Source organism: Lysinibacillus sp. NPDC093692 (genome assembly GCF_050280125.1).
Classification (GTDB): Bacteria; Bacillota; Bacilli; order Bacillales_A; family Planococcaceae; genus Lysinibacillus.
Genome location: NZ_JBNNUW010000008.1, coordinates 173788 through 195728 on the forward strand (window position 1 = coordinate 173788; position 21941 = coordinate 195728).

The window sequence follows — 21941 nt, forward strand, 5'->3', positions numbered from 1 at the left end:
GTATAATATGTAGATTCAATCACCGTTTCCTGTTGATGAAAATAACAATTTCTTATCCATTAATTCTCGCGTTTCCCATTGAATTCATATCGTCTATATTTGACCATCGATAGTATGCCCAAAATCGGTCCAATCGCCAATATAGTAAAGACCCATTCCCAACCAATGATTCTTTGAATTATTGGGATGAGATTAATTGAAAATATAGTAACTAGGAAACCAATACACATTTGAAAAGTAAGGGCAGTACCTACATATTCAACTTCGGCTATTTCTGAGACTGCTGCAGAAAATTGGGCGGAATCGGATATGACAGACATCCCCCAAATTATAGAAATGATGAGCGTTAACCAAATCGTTTGTCCATAAGTAAAACCTATTACTATAGAGCATATAGCACTAATCACCATAGAAATAATCGTTAAATTGGCTCTTCCGATTTTATCGGAGATGAGTCCACCAACTACACACCCAACCCCTCCTGCAATTCCTATTGACATAAATGAGGATAATGCAATAAACCAATAAGGCGTTTCAGATGAATTGATAATAAAACTAGCTGTCAAAAAAGCAGGGAGCCATGTCCACATCGCGTACAATTCCCACATATGGCCAAAATAACCGTAGTTCGCAAGCATTACTGGTTTATTCAACATTACTTTTTTTATTAACTTGAACGAGAATGGTGTTTTTTGGGGTGTTACGGGAGCGTCTTCTAACATGAAAGTAACTATAATAGCCGATAAAAGGGCCAATACCGAACTACAAATGATCACGAGTTTCCAGCTTAATGAAGAAAAGAACATCACAACAAAATGCGGCAATGATGATCCTAAAGTTAATGCCGCGATTAAGATGCCGATAGCGAACCCACGTTTTTCGGGAAACCATTGTGATAACATTTTTACTGCTATTGGGTAAACACCTGCGAGGGTTATGCCAGTTAAAATCCTAAGGAGAATACCGAAAAAGCCAGAATCGACTAGTATTAGCAAGGTATTTAAAAGTGCACCTAGAAAGGCTGAAATGGCAAAAACCTTTCGAGGATTAAATCGGTCAGCTACCCCAAAATAGGAACTAAACAATGCACCTATGACAAATCCAATAGGAACAGAAGCAGAAAGCCAAGCTTCTGAATTAGAGCCAAGTTCCCAAATAGTAATTAGTTCGGGCGCGATCACCGATGCACTATACCATAAGCTTAAAGCACATAATTCTGACAATCCAATCCATACCAATGCTCTCCAAGAACCTTGCATCATAGTTTCCCCTTTCGAAATAAAACCGAATAGTGTTATTATACAAAATATTAAGAAAAGGAATCTACCTTGTGTTTATATAAAGTGAAAAAAATCTTTTTTCTAATCTATTACTCATGTTTGGCACGTTTTTTACTGGGGGCTTTCACTAATCGTTTATTGATTACCACCGATATAGCCGTTTCATTGCAGTGGATGAAGCCATTCCCCTACACCTACTTCTACTTAAAATTTGTTTAAGGGTGCTAAAGAAATATATATTTTCACAGGTGAAGAATTAAATCATCTTATTATTATTCTCTGGATATTTATTTTTATGTTTTAAGAGATAAATACCGCAAATACATTTATCAACGATTCATATTATAGAATATTGAAAGGAGGGAAATTACTATGTCTGAATATAGCGGTAGTGATTACGGTTCAGGTTCAAGATTTGCGCTAATCGTTGTTCTATTCATTCTATTGATTATTGTCGGTACTAGCTTTATAGGTTATTGCTAATAGCAAATTCCACCTTTCATAATCAAAATGTATAGGATTATACAAACTAATCCTATACACCTCCCATTCTTAAGGGTCACTTTCCGCCAGTGACCCTTTTAAAAGTTTAGTTACTCAAAATTTTTAGTAATAGACAGTAAAAAAACACCTAAATATTCAGCTACTTGACGGTATTATCAGTAGCTGTATAAATCAAATCAATCCCAATACTTAGAATAGGACTGGATTAAATCGATCATACTCTCCATCGCTGGAGAAACCCATTTATCTTTATGATACGTGACAAATGTAGAAATAGCGTATTGTTCATCTTTGATTATCTTCCCGTTTAATAACTGATTATCTAACTCATTTTTTACAGTGAAATAAGGAAGCATAGAAATACCAAGCCCATTCATAACACATTGCTTAATAGGTTCTAAACTTGCAAAATCTACACTCCCCTCAATCTCAATTTGAGACTCTGAAAGATACTCATTAAATATACTTTTATACGTGCAATTTTGTTCTGAATAAAGAACGGTCTTACTGTTTCCTTTTTGTTTATCTTTTAAAGGTGTAATTAACACCATTGGTTCTTGTTTAATTTGTTCACTGTGTAAATCTTTTTCTTTCCAATCATTCTTTTTAATTACTAACGCCAAATCAATATTTCCTTGTTGAAGTTCTAAAGGAATATTTCGATAGTTAATAGAAGTGATCGATAAGTTCACCTCGGGGTATCTTTCTTTATAATCCAATAAAATTTGAGGTAATCGGTAGCTTGTTAAGGCTTCTGAAGCCCCAATAGTCAAACTTCCTGTCGGCTCACCAAATCGGTTCGCCTTTTCTTTAATTTCCGTATAGAGATCCATAATTTTTATAGCATAAGGGTAAAACTCTTTTCCGAAATTAGTAAGGATCACCTTTTTCCCTAAGCGATCAAATAAAGGCTGGTTTAGTTCCTCTTCCAATTCTTTAATATGATTTGTCACAGAGGATTGCGCATATCCAAGTTGATCGGCTGCTTTTTTAAAACCACCTTTCTCTACTATCATTTTAAAAGTCATAAGATGACGAAGCTCCATGTAATTCTTCTCCTTTTTACGTTCACTTTTATTGAACGTTTCATTCATTTATATCTATTTTACTAAACTAACATCATCAATTACAATTTATCCAGTAACCAATTATAAAAGTTGGTTAGGGTGTACAAAAATTTGGAGAAGGCGGTAATAAGTATGAACAATTCAATTAAAAAACAAGAGATTATTAATGCATATATGTTTCGACATGCAACGAAGGCTTTTGATCCAACTAAAAAAATCTCAGAAGATGATTTCGAATTTATTTTAGAAACAGGTAGACTATCACCAAGTTCCTTAGGATTTGAGCCGTATAAATTTTTAGTTATTCAAAATATGGAGATTAGAGAAAAATTAAAAGAAGTTAGTTTTGGAGGACAAGGTCAGCTTCCTACCGCTAGTCATTTAGTAATTTTTCTTGCTCGAAAAGATGCAAAAGCTAATTCTGATTATGTACAAAATCTATTTAAGAATGTTAAAAAGCTACCTGAAACTGTCGTAGAGAATATGACGAAGGCGTATGCAAACTTCCAAGAATTTGATTTTAAGTTGTATGAAAGTGAAAGAGCATTATTTGACTGGGCTAGCAAACAAACATATATTGCACTTGGCAATATGTTAACTGCCGCAGCATTAATCGAAATTGATTCTTGTCCAATGGAAGGTTTCAATATGGATAAAGTAACAGAAGTGCTTGAACATGAAGGATTATTAGATAGTGAAAAATTTGGTGTATCGGTTATGGCAGCGTTCGGATACCGATCTGAAGAACCAGCCCGTGAAAAATCAAGACGAAGTCGAGAAGAAGTTGTTCAATGGATTAACTAATTATCTATTAGTTTATTGTAATACTTGTTTAAAAATATAAGAGTTAAAAATACAATATAGATAAGTATTTAGATGATTTATTAAATCGTTATTCAATTAATTTATTGTGTGGAATAAACAACATGAAAGAGCCTTTCTACAAACAAATGTAATATAGGGTAAATAGTATAATAAAATAAAACCAGACCTTATATTTAGAGAATTTCAGTTTGATTATATATAATCAAACTTTATAATCAAACTTTATTTGTATATAAAAATACATCCATTAAATCTTTATTGAGATAATGGATGTATTTTTTATTGTGGTCTTTTAATAAAGATTGATAATTTTCTTATTCCACAATCGGGCCAGATTGTTGAATAACAGTCTTTTTAAGAAATGTTACCTAACGACGCTTGTGCAAAAATAATATTGTTGTTTAATTTACAATAAAGTCATTTAAAAAATAATATAGTTGTTTAAAAATCCTTATTCCGAACGAACAAGTTAGTGGAAGTAATAGTAATTAGGTTTGGCTGGGAAAATTGTCGATGATATTAAAAAAGACACCGAAGTGTCTTATGTTTTTCAAATTAAGCATACCGATAAATTGAAATTTAATTACTTAACATTTTGCTTATCTTGGGAGCAAGGTATTTTATCGGTGAGTGTATACAAACCATGTAATGCTTACTGTTAATAATGCTGACGAAATCAAAGCTGTAAGAACACTATATGTTCGCCAAATAAGTATCGTTGACCAATCTAAAGCACAGCACAGTATACCCAGGGCAATCGTAGCGATCAGGAAAATAATTGTTACGATTATTCTCTTTTTTGTCATTGGCTGCCGCTCATTCGTTTTCCTTCTGCGTAATCCTAAGAGAAATAACAAAACGGCCAATAGGCAAAGAATAATTGTGATAGACGACAAAGTGATATCCAAAAGCTGTGTGCCGCTTATTTCATATGACTGAGTTAGATTGCCGTCTAATATATCTTTAACTTTTAGTACCAGGTTTATATTGGTATTTGCACCGTTGCTCAGCAAGCAGACGGCTGTTCGTTCATTTAGCAGTATGGCTACTTCGGTTCTGAAATTTGGATTGCCCCCAGTGTGTTCTATAATCGTTTGGTCGGCGTTTACCGACCAGCCTGCCGCATAATGCATATCGTTGACAGCCGAAACAGACATATCACCCCTATGTGATTTTTCGATAACCGTGTGAAATATTTCGGGTATGTCCTGCACAATACCCATCTGTATACCCATCCAACGCGCCATATCTTTTGTATTAGAAATGATGTAGCCTGCGGGTTTATTCCCCGCATAATCCGGAGCTTTAAATGGAGTTGTCATAAAAAAGGAAGTACGGTAGCCCTGTGCCAACTGTCCAGTGGCTTGAGCATCTTCTTTATAAGCATACGTCTGGTGAAGACCTAACGGCTGAAATACCTGTTCCCTCATAAAGTCTTCATAGCTTTGTCGCGACACAATCTCAATAACCAAACCCAATACGTCATAATTAACGGTTCCATAGTTATACTGTTCACCGGGAGGGAACGCCAATTCAGCATCTACGAGCATTTCCACAGTCTTTTGCAACATATCCGGTGTATTGCCTTGTGGAATATTTTGAGTATGCCTAATATTTGTTAGACCACTGGTATGGTGAAGAAAGTTATTTAGTGTAAGGCTTTGCATATCAACAGGTTTCCCTTGATACTTTAACGTAAACCAAGGTAAATATTTTTGGACAGGGTCAGTCATTGAGAGCAGCCCTTGTTCTTCCAACAGCATAATACCCATACCGGTAAAAGCTTTACTGACCGAAGCTAACTCATAGAGTGTATTTTCACTTGCAGACAACCCCTTTTCACGGTCTGCATACCCTGAAGAAAAGTAGAACACTTCATCATCAGCAAGTATTGAGATTGACATTCCCGGCACACCTGATATACGAGAGGCATCATCTAGCAACGCTTGTATTGCCGCAGATTTCGAATCTGACAACGCATAACTTTGTGTTGCGAATCCTGAGAATAATATAAATATCGTTAATACAAAAACAATAATCTTTTTCATAAACTCTCCTTTTCGAAAAATTATAAGAGAATAATATAAATAACCTACTTTTACAACTACTAAACTAATTTTAATTTATCTTTCTATTCACCTATATAATATCAAGTAATTGTGAAGAGTTACACTTAACGAATAGAGCGTTAGTTCAATAAGAAAAACGATCTTCAACAATCGGGCGCGATTATGAAGTAACGCTGTAGAAAATGATCAAACTTTTTTATAATAAGCAAACTAAAAAATGCTAAAGAAGCATCCATTTTGATTAATCTTTTTTCAAAATGATGCTTCTTATTAATCTTAGTGTAAGGATTTACGAGGTGTTTTTGTTCAAACTTTATTTTAAAGCTACATTTATATCTCATTAAGAATTTTTTGTATGGCAGTTACGTATCCTGCCTTATATATCTGAATGCCGTTTTCTATTACTCTGCCATAATTATCGGTAGTCCATCCCTGATGGTTCAGAAATTCGTTTGATATGGCATTTCTCAGTGCATCTATTTCGGTATCTGTCAGATTATAAGAAGGCTCGACTATAACGACATCCTTATTTTTGCTTAGATCGTTTATAGGACGCATATCAATCGTAAAGGTTGTTTGTTCTTTAAGCAGAGAGTTTTCTCTTTTGAGCTTTTTATTCTCTGCCATAAGCATACCAACCAATGCCTTTGTTGTTGGTTCGGAGATACTTGCTAAGATATCATCGTTTACGGTTGTTCTCTTTTCTTTTTTAGGCTTTTTAGTGGTAGTTTTATAGTATTCAGCCCACTGGCTTATCAAAACTCTGTAATCCTCGGCATTTTTATTTCTAAGTGCCTGTTCACTTGGACCGCCATCATCTGCTATCAGTCTGGCTATAGTGCCAATGGAAAAATCTTTTATGTCAGACTCGGACTGTTTTTTACAGGCGTTATTTATGAGTTCTAATGTTTTCTTTTTCCTTGTAGAAGCGTTCTCGTAAAACTTTGAGAACAGTTCATCTGGATGCATTTCCATCATATATCCTCCCATACATAAATTTTTCTTAATCAATAGTAGAACTATCTATATTGGTAATAAATTATTGTTTAAAGTCACAGATTTAAGTTCATCAACAAACTCATTCTTAAACCCGATTTCTTCAAGTTTCTTACGCCCGATTGCATAAGGAATAGCATCTTTTAAACTACCAGCACGATTAATCAAAAGCCTCATAAATTGATTTCCTGCAATGAGCTGTTCTTCTTCTGTTAATGAGAACATAACGGGCATTTTTTTGTTATTTTTTAATGTTAAATCTATGATTTGAGACCTTTGTAAAACTGCCTTGCTTGCATCTGTTTCAGGAAACAGTTCCGCCCCGTTACAGATGATTTGAAGCTGTTCAAGATCATGTTCAACGTTATTAATAGAAATTCCAACATCCGATATAGAACCGACGGTAACAAGCTGTAATCCATCATCAGAAGATATTTCTTTGATTAACTTCATGCACTTATCAATAAGACGAAGAGTGGCATTATAATCGTTTGCTAGCTTATCATTCTTCTGTATCTCCTGTGCATATAATTGCTCATATTTAAGCAATCCATGATGTTTTGTGAATATTGTCCCATTAAGTTCGCATTCATATTTTTCATTTTCTAAAAGTTCTATATCATGCTGATATTTAATCACTCGTTTTCCTGTTTCGCCCATATTGTAGCCTATGATATTAAAATGATGCACTAAGCCCGGAAGAAAAGCAGGACTGGTTACGAACCATCTACATCTGACACAGTTCTGCTCTGGAAAACCCGGAACAACACCATAAGTGATTTTATCCGTATCATCATTAACATATGCGCCACCTGAATCGCATCCAAAACAGCCTTTAGGACAAATTCCTTTATCACTTATAATAATACTTGCACCTGATTTTTGAGCGTTGATTACTGCCTGATAAGCTATTGGATCATTGGCAGCTACACTTGTTTCTAACTGTTCATACTTTGCATCTCTAATAAATCTATCAAAAGCATTTTTATCATTTTCAAGAATGCTCTTTTCAGCCTGGTTCATTGTATCTGTAACATATGAAATACCTGCTTTTGTATAATAAAGAGTCATAATGAGTCTTGCGTGACCTGCGATAGCCTTTGAAAGAATAGGCATTGGAACTCCACCTTCAAGAGCATAGGCAGTTATAAGTGATACTCTGAGTGAATGAAGGGAATAATAAGTCGTTGTTTGCTTACCGTCTGGAGGCACAAATTTTAATGTTCTTTCTTCTTCGGATGATGCATTTTCTTTAAGCTGAACCTCAAGCAGCTTAAGTGTCTTATACCATAAATAAGACATTCCGTTTTTTGCTATTGGCAAGTGTTCCTGTCCTATTGAAGTAGGATTTCTGAAAAGAAATGTGATATCCCCCATTTGTTTTAAAATCTTCACATCTTTTATATTTCCTAAGTGGTTCCCTGTCATTTCTGTCCATTTTGCAGGTTGAGAAATAGGATTGTACTTCATCTGCCAATCCCTAAGTTTTGCAAGCCAGTATTGTACTTCTTCGTACTGCCAAGGAATGTCATAACCTTTATCGGATTCCTCTTTGTTGATGTCTGCTGTTTTATTCGTGTTGATAAAAAAACCTGTCATTTCAAGTTGTGTTGTTTTGTCTTTGAATTTACGAAGAACGCCTCTTTCAAAAGGATTTCTTTCTGTACCCTGACTTAAATGTGAATCATTCTTAATCCATTCTCCAGCCACATTTCGCATAGACTGCACATACTTATAAGTATCCATTTCTCCACTGTCAAGCATACGCACCTGATAAGTTCTCAAAGGAAGAAGGAGCTTTGTCAAAATCAACACAGTAGTCCCCGGAAACCACATCTCATATACTTCTTCAGAAAGTCCTTTACTTCTCTGTTCATACTTGGAAGTTTTTCTGATTCTGTAAACACAATCTGTGTCATTTTCATTTATAACAGACTTATCAACAATGAACCAATCACCACCTGTACCCTTTGAATCGCCTGCACTTTGTGCAAATTTTAAGTCTTTAAAGCAGGTTGCATTTGGAGGGCAGAGTATATTACGAAGGTCTTTAATGTATCTATAAGGCAGGACATTCTTATCTGATTCATTACGTTGCGATGATTTTACAGAGTCTGGTAAGTATTTTGTTAGAGGGTTTTTAAATTCTGCCGGAGTGAGCTTGTTTCCTAAATCATCTTCAACCGAAAACTTCTCCTCAATAATCCAGTCTACAAATTCAACAATCTTTTTTGCTTGAACTAAAGCATGGTATTGTGAGCCTCTTTCTGCAAAAATAATCTCGTGAAAATCTGGGGTGTCATATTCTATTGAAATGAACTCCTGCACAGACCTAGTGATGTTATAGGGAATAACATATTTCTTAAAGAAGTTTGATAGAGATGAAAGATTTCTGGCTTTGTTTCTTACAACCGTTTTTATCCATTCCGTGGCATATTCATTCCATTGCTGTAAATCAGAATCATATTCTAAAAGCCATTCGAGGTTTTCGCTCCTAGACGTTCCGTGTTGCCTTAACTCGAGTTCTCTTTTTCTTGCTTTTTCCTTTAACTGTTCAAGCCTCAGATTTTCTTTTGGCGATAATGCATTATCACCAAAAGCTCCGTTTTTAATGAAATCTCGGAGCCAATTCAAAACAGTTTTATGTTGAATATCATATTCTCGCTCAATATCCCTTGATGATTTGCCGTTGCAAAGTTCTTCAATCATTTTATGCTTAAAAAAATTATCATAAATTTTTCGTCCCATTTATTTTCTCCTATATTTGTATCTGTTCTGCTGTTTAGTTTCTTCATTCATCCATGCATCAATCTCTGTCTGCATTGGAAGTACACAACCATTATCCAAAGATGCAGTGGCATTATTTAGTGAAGCTGTAACATCTGCAACTGTTGGCTCTGTATATACTTTCTGAGACTCTATGGATTTGTGGTGCATGGCAATTTGTTTGATGCGGTCAGGTATATTGGCATTTTTAAGTCTTTGACCATATGCGTGTCTATGTCCGTGTGGAGTAGTGCCATCTTTCTTTCCGACTGTCAAACCAATCTTTTCAACCGCTTTTTCGTGAGACTCCCTCTGAGTCCTAAGTGGCATCATTTCTCCTAGTGTTTTAGGTGAATGTGAGACAAAGGCAAATGGATGAGTATCCTTAATGCCATCTCTTAACCTTATTGCCAAATACATTTTCCATACATACATAAAGATGTATCCCCATTCCTTTGACAACCAGTAGACATGCATGTATTTATCTTCATCATTATCAAGTCTTGGCTCTTTCCACCCTGCAAATCGTTTGTCCTGTGCGGAATACATATTGCGTGGGAGTAAACCATATTTTAACAGCAGATAGCTTTCTCTGTCTGTTATATATTTACCAGTAGTAGGGTTCTTGAAATCCTGCGGGGCTTTTCCTTCGCTTGGATGATAGATTCGTACCACAGCAAGATTTGGGTCTTCATGGTCAGGGAAGACGTCCTGTATCCATAAATGAAATACTTCACTATGCCTAAGTCCACCGCCATGCATTAGTATAGTAATGGCAATATCACGCCAGTTATAACGGTCAACAAGGTCTAATTCATAGTTCTTTCTTGTATTCTTAAACCCCTCCCATAGGAGTTTATGTATTTTATTCTCGGCGAAGGCTTTTGTATCTCCTTTTGATGAGTATGGTTTTCTTCTTCTAATAGCATTACGAGCTAATTTTGCCGTTTCAGAGATTTCATGTACATCATTTAAATGCCCTAAAAATGAGTTCTGACTTTTGTTTATCTGTGCCATCCAGTTAAGTCGTTCTTCATATTTTGTGGCTTTTATCCAAGGGTTTAATTGAACAGCTCCATATTCTGCATATAACCAATCTGATAACCCATTTAAAGCAGATAAAAGCATATTCGCTGTTTCAACTCTTTTAGGTAGCCAATAAAGTCCCGAAGGGTCTAAACCTTCTTCATTTATTGTTCCTTAATAAACAGACTCCGTAAATGTATCAAAGAATTCTTTTGGAGAAGAATAATATTTCTGATTAGCTTCCATATAATCAAGCAATAGCCCAACAGCTTGTACTAACTTCTTATGCCAAGTTCTGCTTTTACTACGATTCTTTATTTGATATCTGTGTAATTGTTCAAAAAGCATTGTCTCTCCATTAAACTCAACTAGAAGAGTAGGAAAGTCTATGCTCCTGCCTGTATTATCCCTATATGTTTTTGAAGATACTTGAACATATCTCATATATATCCTCCTATACCTATAGTTTGATTACAATATTACATATAATACCATGGATATTTACATATAACTACAATAAAAAAGGTACTACATCATTAAAATGTAATACCTTTTTAGTAGTTTGATTATAAATATTTCACCCTAGATAAATAAAATGTAGTAAGGCTCTTATATTTTTTATTCAGTTTTAATACTGCTATATCGAATCTACCATTACTACAATCTAATCTAATTCCAAAGGCAGAAAAGCATATTCTCCGCTTCTAAGAACATCACATTTACGAACTGGAATAGGCTGTTTGAAAATTGGTCCGTCTAATACTGTAGTATGGAATTCTCCACCTTCCCCGCAAGGGTCAATACCGCGGGCTTCAAGCTCCTTCACGTACTCGTGGGTTAATGTTCGCCCTAAATCGTCCTCTCGCATGCCTAATGATAAATTAACAGTGACTATGATTGTAACGAATCCTAGGTTTAAAAATTCATCGACGGCTTCACGATGATCCATTTCCCATAAAGGCATGCCTAACTTTAAACCAGCATTCTTTGTAACTTTGTCATGCCAGCAGCCATGTTCAGGCATATCTAAGTCACCTGTTACTAAAACTTCTGCACCTTCATTTTTAGCTTTTTCTAAAAGGTTCATAAATACTTTTTCATAATCTGTCCAGCTTGCTGCTGCCGTATATACCGGTAAACCTAGAGAATTAGCTTGAGCACGTATGAGTTCAGGAGGCATTCCATGAGATCTGGAACGATTCCCTTCTTCCTCCATCATAACGATTAGTCCAACCGCTTCTCCAACCTGCATAGCTTTATATAAAGCTAAGACACTATCCTTTCCTCCGCTAAATGAAGCTATAAAACGATGCCCTTGAGCATTATTTTTCCAGACCATCAATTCTGTCATTCCTATCTTTCCCCTTTTATTCTACTAACTTTTTTACAAGCTCTTTCTCAGGATAACATAAAAACTCATTTGCATTTATTATTGCAAATGAGTTTTTGAAGTGACTTTCTTAAAATATATGGCTTACTTTAGTTATTTTGCTCAAGGCATTGGTAAACCGCCATCATCTCTCGTTTATTTAACTCTCGAATACGATTGAAAATAGGGATATTAGCAACAGCCTCCGTTCGTAAGTTTTCAGCCACAACATTGCTTACTTTGCCGGTTAGCCATGTTTGCACGTCTACGCCATCGACAATTTCCTTACGTCCTTCATCATTGATGCCACTTTCATAGCAACGAACACATGGTACTGATAATTTATAAACACCATCATGGAGATTATCTTCTGAAATGACTTTCTTCCCACTACAGAATGGACATTTATGATTTGCTTTAATTTTATTAATTTGTGTAACAATTTTTTTATAGCCAAATGCTTCATAAACATACGTTAATTTTTTGTATTTTCCATTCGTGAAATACTGATCAATAATGGCTTCTCTCGTTTCGTCAATATGGGCGAAATCACAAATTGTAACTTGATTATTGCTGCTAATGGCTTCGATATTATCTTTTATTTTGTCCCAGAATGGTAAAACATTTTGTAGGACTATTTCATATCCAGCAAAGCTTGCGAGTTCTAATTCCAGCATTTTTAACGACACTTGTGTTTCTCTAGGAAGTAAGGAGACATCTTCTGTAAGTGTCATATCACCACCAACAATTGATTTTAGCTTTTCAAGCTCTGGTAAATTGCCAATCGTTTTTATAACCTGATCAATCGGTTGATGAATAAGCTCACGAATATCAGTGTCCTCAAATGTTAGTGGTTTCTTATGGTTTAACACCGCTCCTTGACAGATCGGACAGGCAATCATCTCTTTCGATGCTTTCATTTGCTCTTTAATAATGGATTTCGAAATCACCATATAACGTCCAAGGATCAAATTAAACCCTTCCCATTTTTTCGAAGACTTCGTTGCTTTATCATAAAATGATTTTTCCCAATAACCATAAAGGAATGTATGTCTTTCTTCTGCTGTCATGTCATTGTAGCTTTTACTAATATCTTGACCCAGTTCATTTTTAATCTCATCAAACAGGAATTCCAATTTCGGATATTGATAATAGTTTAATACTTCCATCACGTCAGGATGTAATAAGCCATCCCAAAATGGCACTGTTTTGTCTTGAATGACCAAATCAAAATCAAATTTTTCAATTTGCAGGCGGCCAGAACAGCTTGGGCAATGATTTTCCTGACTAAAGAAATCGAAGTTTCTTGTATCTTTATTCTTCGGATGTGACGCCACAATATGGTTGATGAGACCACCTATTTCATATAAAAAACTATACTGACTATACAAGTGTCTTTCTAGATCAATGGCGACGGCAGGAGCAATAGTTGCAGATTCGTATTCACCATAAATTAATCGGGCCATCGATGATAAGCTTTTTAAAATACCACCTTTGTAAATGTTTTCGGCATTTTTAAAATAGCTAATATGATTCTCTTCTAAGTAATGAATACCATTTTTAGAATTTAGAGTTGAAGATATATGCAATGGAGCTACACTATTTGGTTTGTTATGTTGACTAAAATAATCATCATGACTGACAACATCAAGATGTCGAACAGGTTCCGGCTGTCTTTTACCAAAATCGACGATGAAATCGGAGCTTTCCATCATATAGGCATTATGTTCAATCATCATGATAGAGACAGATTCATCTTGCAAAATATCCCTAACACTATCAATGAATTGGTTTAAAATATTTTGTGATAAACCTTTGGAAGGCTCATCAAAAATAAATAAAGTATGGGGGTTTCTTGCATTCGAAAACAGCTCAGACACTAAATGAACGCATTGAAATTCACCTGTTGATAAGGATTGTGTTTTTCTTTCTAACGTCAAATAACCAAGTCCCAGCTTAATTAATAAACTTAAGCGTTTATGAGCGATGTCTTCATTTGGAAGCTCATCGATAATGTCCTCAATGGAACGTTGGAAAATATCATCAATTTCGTCACTGTATTTCGTCATTTTCTTTTTAATATCAAGAAACGTAGCAACTGTTGATCGGCTAGTAATCGATTGGTTGCGGTCTTGTCCTACCATAACCAATTTATCTTTCGGATATCGTTTTTGGAAATCCTTAGCGATACACTCATTGACAAGGGTCGATTTCCCACAACCGGACTCACCAGTAACGGTTACGAGTCTATTTTTAGGAATCTGAATGTCAGCCATTTCAATATTACGGCAGTAAAGATCATGAAATTGATAATAGTCTGTAGGCATTACCTGATTTCGTTCCCAAAAGACTGGTTCTGGACGTGGTGATACTTCGACAATTTTACCGCCATATTTCCCACTGCCAGGTCCAAAGAACAGTTGCTCATCCGCTGTATCTAGCACTGTATCAGAATGATCAATAAGCCAAATTTGGTTTTTATAGCCCAATTGTTTAATCTGCTCTAAAATTTTCAACAGCGTTTGATGATCAAGACCAACAGAAATTTCATCTATAATAATGACCGTATTTTCACTAGCTGCCATAAATTCTGCCAAGTACAGTCGTGTTAATTCCCCACCTGACAGAGTCCCCATAATTCGATTTAACGTTAAGTAACCAATATTCATTTGGATAATATTTGTAAGAATACGTTGTCTTTCTTCGCTAATCGCTAATTCCTCTGAAAGGGAATAAATCGCTTCAATACTCAAGTTGTTAATATCGGAAATACTATGTGGTTGATCCCATAATTCAAACTTATATTGCTCAACCTCTGGATTATAGCGCTTACCCTCACACTTTTTACATTCGACATTTTTAGTCGTACCACGCCCTTTACAAGCAGGACACCAGCCTAATGCATTATTAAAGGAAAAAACTTCTGGCGAAAGATCAAATTTATTTGCCAGCTTTTCACGAATCTCTTTAAAAACGCCGGTATGAGTACCAACCGTCGAACGTGGATTGGCAGAAATGGATGATTTCCCGAGAAAAAGGACTAAAGGCATTTCTTCCATCTTAATGGCACTAAAATTCGTTTCCATTATATACGGGAATAAATACTGATATTCAGCCTTTGGTAATAAAGAAACGAGACGCTTTTTTGATTCTTCACCAATTGCTTGGCAAAATGTAGTTTTACCAGATCCGGACAATCCAGCAATTCCTAATGATTGATCTTCCGGCAAGTCGACATTTAATCGGTTAATATTGTTAGCGATTAATTGATTTATTTTCATCGGATACTCTCCATTCAATCTAGTATTGTCATGTTAGCACAACTTCAGAAGTATTTGCTGTGTTTTTGAATCGACATGCCAATCAATTAAGCCTCGGCATAAATGTGTGTCAACTTCTTCTGAAAGAAGTTAAAAATGACGCTTCCCGTGTTCGGAAAAGCGTCGAATTGTTGAAGAATGGTTTATTTATAAAAGCGATTCATATGGATTATAGTTCTGCTAACACTTTTTCAAGCTGATTACCATTGTTAATCCAAGCATATTTAGCTCCCTCGATTGCTCCTTGACGAGCTTTCGTTGCTTCACTAAATCCAGATTGATCAAAATGTAGGTTAGTAGTACCATCTTCACCTTGTGTCAACGTCCACGTAACCGTAGTGATTTCTCCGGCACTCGCCCAAGTATAAGATAATGTATGAGGTTCATCCACTATAAGCACTTCACAATTGACAATTCCATCCCACCATTCGTTTGGCTCAGCTCGGAATTGAAATTTATGCCCGACGATTGGTTTAAAATCATTTTTCCATATCCATTTTTCAAGAGTGTCTGAATCCGTTAATGCGTTCCAAACTTTCTCGATTGAACTTGTAAATTGGTAATCTAAAGATACATCTGCTTTCATTTTTTTTCCTCCAATAGTAGATTTAATTTAGCCATTCTTTCTTTCCAAAATTCTTCGTAATAAGATACCCAATCTTGAATTTCCTTCAACGGATTGGCATTCAACCGATACCTCGTTTCTCTACCAACCCTTCGAGCAATTACAAGATCAGCATCTTTAAGGATAGCCAGATGCTTAGAAACTGCTGTACGCCCCATTTGAAAATGAGCCGTTAATTCGTGAAGAGGTAATTCTTCTGCATCAGCCAATAAGCGTATTAATTGACGTCTTGTTGGGTCAGCAATCGCAGCATAAACATCACGCTCTAGATTTTTCTCGCTCAAAATCCCCTCTCCCTTATGAATAGGACACTAAATGGTATCTTAATTATACGACACCATTTAGTGTCCAGTCAAATATTATTATTGACATCATGCATTCGTTTTATTCTTTTCCACAACAATAAAAAAAGAGTGTCAAATACCTTTACAATTTGACACTCTTTTGACTGATATTTTTTTAACTAGACGGCGTTGTTTAAGTCCAAATATATACTATGATCTTCCTTTAGGAATGGTAGCTAAAAATTGAACACCATTTTCGGTATTATTCATTAAATAGGTAATAGAAAGTGATTCAAATATTTGCTTTACAATATAAAGACCTAGTCCGCTCCCACCAGTATTCCGATTTCTCGATTTTTCGATTCTATAAAATGGCTCAAATAATTGTTGTATGTCCTCTTCTTTGATTGTGACACCTGTATTCATCACTTGTATTTGAATCTGATTTTCTTTTTGGAGATTGGTTACGTCTATACTTACTGTTTCTCCGTGCGGTGAATACGTAATCGCATTATGAATGATGTTTTTGAAAGCTTTTTCTAATAAATCACGATCTGTGTGTACATTCATGTTAGGAGAAATTTGTTTTATAATCTGAATGTCTTTTTCAGAAGCAAAATAACCGAGATCTTTCGTTATTGAATCTAATAATTCTAAAAGGTTGACTTCCTCCAATTGCAATTTAAAGGTATCTTGTTCTAGTTTAGACATGCTTAGAATCTCTCGAACTAATTGTTCCATTCCTTCGATAATTTTGTGGTTTTTTTCTAAGTAGAGGTCACGATTTTGATAAGGGCCGATATGATAAATCATCCCTTCTAAATATCCTTTCATAACAGTGAGCGGAGTTTTTAACTCATGTGCAACTGTTGCGAAAAATTCTCGGCGTTTTGTTTCGATTTTTCGCTCTCTTTCAATATCATCTTTTAATTGCTCATTTGCTTTTTGTAAATCGAGCATAGTTCGTTGCAAGTTATTCGACATCTCATTCAAGCTATTGGATAGTTCCTCTAATTCATCATTTGAACGAACTACGATGTTTTCGGAAAAGTCCAAGTTGGCCATCTTTTGCGCACCTTCATTCATATAGATGAGCGGTTTTGTAATGAACCTTGAATATAAAAAGGCACTTCCTAACCCGATACATATTACAATGATACTTATATATGGGAGAAAACGGACTAAGACCTGTGTCGCTTCATCAATAGGTTGTAACGTCGCAAATACAGTAACCATTAAATTATCTTCATTTAGGAATTGAATGGGCAAAGTAATATTAAATGCATTATTAAGGTTTTCTGAATTTTGTAAGGGCGCTGTTTTTGCAGAAAGTATTGGTCGTTGGGTATCCCCCTGAATAAAAAATGAAGGCGAATATATAATAGTTCCTTCTTTAGTTTGTAAGTAAATGATGGCATTGTTTTCTTTTGTATACTCATCCAAAAGTGGAATCGCATTTTGGATTGTTAAATTTTTAGAGTCATCAATTATTTCCTCAATTCCAGATTGGAGTTGATTCGTTTTATATTGTTCATAAAATGTTGGAAGGAAGAAGTATAACGTTAAATAAATCAAGACTGCAAAAGATAATAATATGAGCGAAGTGATCATAAAGAGCTTATACGTTATTCGTTTCATCTTCATGATGTTTACAATCCTATTCATCGATTTTGTATCCAATACCCTTTACTGTTTTTATATAAGGTATATTTAATTTTTTTCTTAAATTTTTTATATGTGTATCGATCATCCTTGTTTCTCCTGCATATTCATAGCCCCAAATTTTTTCTACAATAATTTCTCGAGTAAGTACCTTTTTTTCATTATGAAGTAGTAGTTGTAAAATTTCGAACTCTTTAGTTGTTAACGGTATTTCAACTTTATTTACATAAGCCTTATATCCGTCACAATCGACATTCAGTTCATTAAAATTTAAATGATTATCGCTATTTTGATTACAACTTCTTCTTAGAACCGCTTGTACTCGTCTTATTAACACATGAAATGAAAAGGGTTTTGTTATATAATCATCAATCCCTATATCAAAGCCTTTCATTTGATCTTGTTCTTCTTCTAAAGCCGTCAACATAATAATGGGTATGTTTGACTGACTACGGATCATTTTGGCAACTTCAAATCCATTAAGGTTTGGCATCATGACATCCAGAAGAATTAAATCAAAGGGTTGTGTATTAAATCGTTTCATTCCCTCTAGTCCATCTGAAGCAACCTCTATTGTATAGTTTTGTGTCATCAAAAACTGTTTAATTAATTCTTGAATTTCTAAATCGTCTTCTACTACAAGAATTTGATAGTTCATCGATATATCCCCCTCGAAGCCCATTATAACCTTTCAATCTGTAGTTTATGTGAAGATACTTCATTTTCGCTTAGTAACCTCTACGATCCTCTCATCCATACAACAAATATTCGGAATCGATAATTGCTGCCGACGCTATTATTTATCTTTTCTCTAAGCTCTGTTAATGTTTAATGTTGTTTTTAACTAAAATTAAAAAAGCTCTCAAATTAAAGATAGAGCTTCTTAATCATTAGTAATTATTATCGAATAGACCTTAAGTGGTTCAATATCAAATTCATTTTCAATAACCTCTTTCTCTTCTTTCTCTCCTATTGGAAATCCATCGTGATAGGGAAATTGTAAAAAGTCGTTTAGGATTGGCTCTATGTTTTCGATTACCTTATGGTTACAACCAAAAGGTAATTTTGTGTGTAAATCTGATATGAGATTGAAGTGAAGTCTTGCAGATTGCCAATCAAACCAAACATAAAAAATCATATTATGGTCACTGGTGTTAACTATCTGTTCTTTTCTATTGTTTTGAACTTGATGAAAGAATGTTATCAAATCTTCAGTAGTAAATTTGCTCACCAATTCTTGCCCCATAGAAATAGACCAATTATCTAGTAATGTTTCATCGTCTAAGTCATCAACAGAATTGCCGATAAATAACTCATCTTGTATTATTTCATCTAATTCTTTTAGAAACGCTTCTTTATTCATATTTACCTCCTATAAGTTATTCCATTAAATAGCCCGAATGTTGAACATTAAGATAGTGATTACCCCTTTTCACAAGATACTTTTATGATCTCGGAAGATGAGAAAAATCCCTTTTTATTTGTTTAAATGTCTCATTCATCCTTCCAACTACGTAAAAGTTCTTCAAAAAAGAGTTGCGGCGCAGAGGACTGATCATCTTGTAGATAGCTTTTTGCCACAGCCATAATATTTAAATTCGGAACAATAAATATATATTGTCCGTATAAGCCATTCGCATAGTAATATTCAATTTTGGTGTTACTATTAGTCATTTCACAAGTCCATAGCTGATAACCATAACCATATCCAGCTGTTCTGTCTTCTTCTGCGTCAAATTGTTTATATGGTTTTTTTGCTTCGTGGATCCAGGTAGATGAAACCACTTGATTTGATTTAAAATTCCCTTCGTTAAGTAATAAAAATCCAAATTTCACCATATCCTCTAAATTTAATGAAATACTAAAGCCACCCTCGTGAATTCCTTGCGGGTCCTTTACCCATATGTATTTTTTTATCCCTAATGGATGGAATAGAAATTCTTCAGCAAATGAGGCGGTAGTACCTCCTGAAACTTTTTGGATGATCGCACTTAGTAAATGAGAGTTCCCACTATTATATTCAAAAGTCGAACCTGGTCTATGTATAACTGGTTGTTCTAGTATGAATTTAACCCAGTTTTTTGAACTTTGGAATTTTCCTACTTGTAACCCTGAAGTCATAGTCAGCAAATGAAATAATGTGATTTCCTCCTTCATGGGGTCATTGAACTCTAATATTTCCGGAAAGTAGTTATAAATAGGTTCATGAATGTTTTTTATTAGCCCTTTATCGACCATAATTCCAATTAATATAGACACAATACTCTTTGTAATGGAATAAACCTTTGTCGGATTTTTTACGACTTTTTTATTCTTTAAATATTCAAAGATCCGTGTATTTCCTTTATAAATGACAAAACCTTCAATTTTAATCTTCTTCACTTTCTTCTCTAACTCATTAAAAGATATTTCACTCATACATATAATCCCTCCTCCACTAAATTGCGTCATTAGTTTATGTACATCAGTTTATAATTTAACCTAAATATTAACATAAATTCATTAATTTCACCAAAGGTGTTATTCAATTAAATAGCCTCATTGTTGAACTAAGCTGCACCGTTAGTTCAATAAAGAAAAAAAGAGCTGCATATGCAACTCAATAATCTTCAAGAAACGCGTCATTTATTTTAACAAAGGAACCTATAAATTAGCATTCATAAGCCATTCTTAGAAATTCATATGTGCTACCATTTGTATCTTGCATAAATATATCAATATCTTTAAACCCAACTTTTCTATATACTTTTTCGCTCTTCGATTAAAAGTTGCCACTGATAATGTAATTTTATCTGGTGTAAATCTTGATAGGACAAAATCAATACCTGCATTTAGAAATTCTAACCCTCTACCATCGCCAATCAAATCTGGCCTCATTCCTAAACCTATATCATAAATATTAGCAGCTACTTTGTTAACACTGAAGAAACCAATAATTTCATCTTCTTTCAAAACTGCAAACATTGAGTTACCTCTTGTTTCTGGGTCTAAAAATTCAGCTACATCTTCTTCATCAGCTTCTATATTATAAAAAGAATATTCTCCATCATAGTGCCAATTATGTGCAATATCCTCAGCTTGTTCCTGAGTCATCATCTCAAGTATTCTCATTTTCAGCAATGTTGATCTCCAATAATCTGGCCTTTAGTGAAACAGCTTATTGTCACTCTTCATTTCCTTAATCGATTTTCAAATTCACATATTCTTTTAGTTTTCACTAAAAAATACTATTTTAGATTACTATTCAAAATCCACAATAACCTTTCTCATCGAACCTTTTTTATAAACGTATCGACTTTATTTCTAAACTACACTTGAATAAAAGCTTATGGGTTCAACTTCTCTATATAAACTCCTCAATATCTTCATACAGAATCCAGATTGGTCATGTACATTAATTGTTAGAAAGAAAATTGATTTTAACGTCATTTATAGAGTGTTCAGAATCAATATTTATCTGACTATATAGCAGTTATCTTTCAACTTATTAAGTTAAGGAGCAGTTATTATGTATAAAATCAATCTACGTCCATGGTTATTTTTGGTCGTATTTATGTTGTTAATGTGTTCGTGTTTGACATACGTATCCCTAAAAGCATTGGGCGCAGAGGAAATCTTCTTTAAGTGTATGAAGTCACTTGTTAAGATGACATTTATTAAAATCTATTATTTTTCAATATGAGCAATAATAAGAATCCATCTTGAAATAAGATGGATTCTTATTTTGCCGTTTAAGTTTTAACACGCCCCTTTATTCTTTTCACTTGCCTACCATTAATTTTGAGCTTCCTACAAATCTTTCTTACATGTAATAACGTCATCAATAGAAAAAATCCTCACTGAATTTTCTTGAGAATTTTTTAAGACACAAAGTTCCCCTTAGAATAAACATGCTTGTTTATCCTAAGGGGAATATATCTTTTTCATAACTATTAGTTTATTGCTGCCTGAAGATATATCTGATTGGCTTCAGTATCTTTCAGAATTGTATTTACATACATTAAAGAAACTCAATATGGAGATGTAGAACCCGATGTAGAACCTTGCATCATGTCTTCTTCTGGATTAGATGAATATGGATCCCACTGTTCTGGTGTTTGTTCACCTGGTTTTGTTGTGAACTCCTCCCACTGTTCTGGTGTCATTTC

At 34.5% G+C, this 21941-nt stretch carries 17 protein-coding genes and 1 pseudogene; 2 read left to right on the plus strand and 16 right to left on the minus strand.

The features are described 5' to 3' along the window. Positions 1-59: 59 nt before the first annotated feature. Complete coding sequence (locus ACQKN4_RS11295) at positions 60-1262, minus strand: MFS transporter (protein WP_427483695.1); 1203 nt, start codon at positions 1260-1262, stop codon at positions 60-62. 390 nt (positions 1263-1652) lie between these two features. Between ACQKN4_RS11295 and ACQKN4_RS11300 the strand changes: the two genes are divergently transcribed. After that, the gene (locus ACQKN4_RS11300; RefSeq protein ID WP_079562564.1) at positions 1653-1763 is read left to right on the plus strand and encodes a YjcZ family sporulation protein; all 111 of its coding nucleotides are present in this window, start codon (positions 1653-1655) and stop codon (positions 1761-1763) included. A 197-nt stretch (positions 1764-1960) separates the two neighbouring features. Here the strand turns inward: ACQKN4_RS11300 and ACQKN4_RS11305 are convergent, their stop codons facing one another. Continuing rightward, positions 1961-2830, minus strand: coding sequence for a LysR family transcriptional regulator (locus tag ACQKN4_RS11305; RefSeq protein ID WP_427483709.1), 870 nt, complete (start codon positions 2828-2830; stop codon positions 1961-1963). A 153-nt stretch (positions 2831-2983) separates the two neighbouring features. Between ACQKN4_RS11305 and ACQKN4_RS11310 the strand changes: the two genes are divergently transcribed. Then, positions 2984-3655 carry an NAD(P)H-dependent oxidoreductase gene (locus ACQKN4_RS11310; protein ID WP_427483696.1) on the plus strand — a complete coding sequence of 224 codons (672 nt, stop codon included), beginning with the start codon at positions 2984-2986 and terminating at the stop codon, positions 3653-3655. Between the two features lie 641 nt (positions 3656-4296). On the opposite strand, the gene ACQKN4_RS11315 is transcribed toward ACQKN4_RS11310, so the two are convergent. From ACQKN4_RS11315 to ACQKN4_RS11380, 14 genes and pseudogenes are all read right to left on the minus strand, one after another. Next, on the minus strand, positions 4297-5724 hold the full coding sequence (locus tag ACQKN4_RS11315) for a serine hydrolase domain-containing protein (protein WP_427483697.1): 1428 nt from the start codon (positions 5722-5724) through the stop codon (positions 4297-4299). 351 nt (positions 5725-6075) lie between these two features. Further along, positions 6076-6723 carry a gamma-mobile-trio protein GmtX gene (gene gmtX, locus ACQKN4_RS11320; RefSeq protein ID WP_427483698.1) on the minus strand — a complete coding sequence of 216 codons (648 nt, stop codon included), beginning with the start codon at positions 6721-6723 and terminating at the stop codon, positions 6076-6078. 45 nt (positions 6724-6768) lie between these two features. Beyond that, positions 6769-9489, minus strand: a complete 2721-nt coding sequence (gene gmtZ, locus ACQKN4_RS11325; protein WP_427483699.1) for a gamma-mobile-trio integrase GmtZ — start codon at positions 9487-9489, stop codon at positions 6769-6771. Beyond that, a complete protein-coding gene (gene gmtY / locus ACQKN4_RS11330; protein WP_427483710.1) occupies positions 9490-10701 on the minus strand; it encodes a gamma-mobile-trio recombinase GmtY in 1212 nt (403 codons plus the stop codon). 6 nt (positions 10702-10707) lie between these two features. Further along, complete coding sequence (locus ACQKN4_RS11335; protein ID WP_427483700.1) at positions 10708-10977, minus strand: hypothetical protein; 270 nt, start codon at positions 10975-10977, stop codon at positions 10708-10710. 220 nt (positions 10978-11197) lie between these two features. After that, the gene (locus ACQKN4_RS11340) at positions 11198-11884 is read right to left on the minus strand and encodes a diphthine--ammonia ligase (RefSeq protein ID WP_079562561.1); all 687 of its coding nucleotides are present in this window, start codon (positions 11882-11884) and stop codon (positions 11198-11200) included. Between the two features lie 128 nt (positions 11885-12012). Continuing rightward, complete coding sequence (locus tag ACQKN4_RS11345; protein WP_427483701.1) at positions 12013-15183, minus strand: ATP-binding cassette domain-containing protein; 3171 nt, start codon at positions 15181-15183, stop codon at positions 12013-12015. Positions 15184-15391: 208 nt separating this feature from the next. Further along, positions 15392-15808, minus strand: coding sequence for an SRPBCC family protein (locus ACQKN4_RS11350; RefSeq protein ID WP_427483702.1), 417 nt, complete (start codon positions 15806-15808; stop codon positions 15392-15394). Continuing rightward, positions 15805-16131 carry an ArsR/SmtB family transcription factor gene (locus ACQKN4_RS11355; RefSeq protein ID WP_427483703.1) on the minus strand — a complete coding sequence of 109 codons (327 nt, stop codon included), beginning with the start codon at positions 16129-16131 and terminating at the stop codon, positions 15805-15807. The genes ACQKN4_RS11350 and ACQKN4_RS11355 overlap by 4 nt, the downstream gene beginning before the upstream one ends. Positions 16132-16341: 210 nt before the next feature. Beyond that, positions 16342-17796: an ATP-binding protein gene (locus ACQKN4_RS11360; protein ID WP_427483704.1), complete on the minus strand. Its 1455-nt coding sequence runs from the start codon at positions 17794-17796 to the stop codon at positions 16342-16344. Continuing rightward, complete coding sequence (locus ACQKN4_RS11365) at positions 17789-18475, minus strand: response regulator transcription factor (RefSeq protein WP_170939003.1); 687 nt, start codon at positions 18473-18475, stop codon at positions 17789-17791. Before ACQKN4_RS11365 ends, ACQKN4_RS11360 begins: the two co-directional genes overlap by 8 nt. Positions 18476-18676: 201 nt before the next feature. Then, positions 18677-19156 (minus strand): hypothetical protein, encoded by a 480-nt coding sequence (locus ACQKN4_RS11370; protein ID WP_427483705.1) that lies wholly within the window; start codon positions 19154-19156, stop codon positions 18677-18679. 131 nt (positions 19157-19287) lie between these two features. Continuing rightward, positions 19288-20211 carry a serine hydrolase domain-containing protein gene (locus tag ACQKN4_RS11375; RefSeq protein WP_427483706.1) on the minus strand — a complete coding sequence of 308 codons (924 nt, stop codon included), beginning with the start codon at positions 20209-20211 and terminating at the stop codon, positions 19288-19290. A gap of 232 nt (positions 20212-20443) precedes the next feature. Then, positions 20444-20904 (minus strand): annotated as a pseudogene (locus tag ACQKN4_RS11380) (GNAT family N-acetyltransferase). Between the last annotated feature and the right edge of the window lie 1037 nt (positions 20905-21941).